2 protein-coding genes are annotated in these 2,006 nt (G+C 63.9%); both read left to right on the top strand.

Features of this window, described 5'->3' with window-relative positions:
* Positions 1-997: VCBS repeat-containing protein (locus ADK66_RS31115; protein ID WP_231640225.1), on the top strand; the 997-nt coding region annotated here is incomplete at its 5' end.
* 301 nt (positions 998-1,298) lie between these two features.
* Positions 1,299-2,006 (top strand): M23 family metallopeptidase (locus ADK66_RS31110; protein WP_369814846.1); only part of this gene is annotated, 708 nt, incomplete at its 3' end.

Below are 2,006 nucleotides of genomic sequence, written 5' to 3'. Positions count from 1 at the left end.
GGGTAGTGCGGCGCCGGCGTTGATGCGTGATGACGGTGACGGGACGATGACGTTGTGGCGGTGGTCGTCGTCGGGTTCGTCGTTCTCGTTGGAGGGGGATCTGTTCGAGTCTGGTGGTTGGACGATGTCGCGGGTCGGTGATCGGGTGGCGGCCGGTGATGTCGATGGTGATGGTCGCGATGATGTGGTGGCGACGTATCAGGAGTCGGATGGTTCGTTCAGTTTCCGGGTGTGGAAGGGGGGTGTGTCGCACGAGCGGTGGTATTCGTCGGGTCCGTTTAATTTGGATCCGGTGGGTGGCCGGTTGGTGGTGGGTGACTGGAATGGTGATGGTAAGGCTGAGCCGGCGTTGATGCGTGATGACGGTGATGGGACGATGACGATTTGGCGGTGGTTGTCGTCGGGTTCGTCGTTTGAGCGTGCTAGTGATTATGAGTCCGGTGGTTGGACGATGTCGCGGGTCGGTGATCGGGTGGCGGCCGGTGATGTGAACGGTGATGGTAAGGACGATATCGTCGCGACGTATCAGGAGTCGGATGGTTCGTTCAGTTACCGGGTGTGGAAGGGTGGCCTGTCGCACGAGCGGTGGTATTCGTCGGGTCCGTTCAATCTGGATCCGGTGGGTGGCCGGTTGGTGGTGGGTGACTTTAATGGTGATGGTAAGGCTGAGCCGGCGATGATGCGTGATGACGGTGATCGGACGATGACGATTTGGCGGTGGGTGTCGTCGGGTTCGTCGTTTGAGCGTGCCAGTGATTATGAGTCCGGTGGTTGGACGATGTCGCAGGTGGAGGATCGGGTCGCGGCTGGTGACGTGAACGGTGATGGTAAGGACGACATCGTGGCGGCGTATCAGAACGCGGCTGGTGATTTCACGTACCACGTGTGGAAGAACGCTTACGTGTGGAAGAACGCTTGGACCCATGGGGAGTGGTACACCTCGGGTCAGTACTCACTCGGACCGGTCGATAGCCGCATGATCCTCGGCCGCTGGTAACGCCGACGAGGAGGTTGGTACGCGGCCCTGAGTCAGGGCTCGATACGCAGGGGGCGGCCGAACGGTCGCCCCCTGCGCCGTGTGCGGAGAGTGGGCCGTGACCGGCCGCGGACCCACCCGCGCACGTTCCGACCCGAGTCTGGGGATTTCTTGAATCGTCCTACAGCGCCGCTGGCGAAAATCTGCAGCTCGCACTGCGAGCTTGTGTGCCGAGTGGCATGCGGGGCCGCCGGTCACGTGGCGACCGGGACGTCGCCGGCCAGAAGACGAGAGGAAAAGGTTGCACATGGGAGAGAGACGGATGAGCGGTGCTGGACGGCGGCTGTGGCGGTTCCCCGCAGGCGCTGTCCGCCGACTCGCGCTCGTCATGCTGTGCTCGGCAGTGGCACTTTCCGGGACCACACTCATGGCCGAACTGTCCGGAACCGGGACGGCGCGAGCCGCCGGTCCGCGACCGATGTTCCAGCTGCCCGCCCCGTGTGGCGAGACGTGGCGACTGTCAACCTATGCCGGGCATGACGACTACGACATCGACATGATTCCCACCTCGGGTAGCGCATGGGGGCGTCCGATTCTGGCATCCTTCGGCGGCACTGTGGTGCGAGCGGGCATCGACGGGACGCTCGGCGGCCGCACTCCGTCCAACCCCTCCGGTCCGATGGGGACCGGCGGCGGCTACTACGTGCGGATCGACCACGGCAACGGGTGGGAGAGCCTGTACCTGCACATGCTGCAATCACCGATGGTCCGTGTCGGCCAGCAGGTGAGGATCGGGCAGCAGTTGGGCAAGGTCGGCAGCACCGGCAGCTCCAGCGGCCCGCACCTGCACTTCGAACAGACCCGGGACGGCGCCAAGGTGGAGTCGTACTTCAACGGCGTGCCCTCGGGCATCACCCACGACAACTACTCGTACAGCGTCAACAGGACGAGCTACAACTGCGGTCCGGTGGGTAGTGCGGCGCCGGCGTTGATGCGTGATGACGGTGACGGGACGATGACGTTGTGGCGG

It is taken from the genome of Micromonospora sp. NRRL B-16802, from assembly GCF_001279555.1.
Classification (GTDB): Bacteria; Actinomycetota; Actinomycetes; order Mycobacteriales; family Micromonosporaceae; genus Micromonospora; species Micromonospora profundi.
The sequence above is the reverse complement of the archived record's forward strand: the minus strand, read 5'-3'. Positions and strand labels throughout refer to the sequence as shown.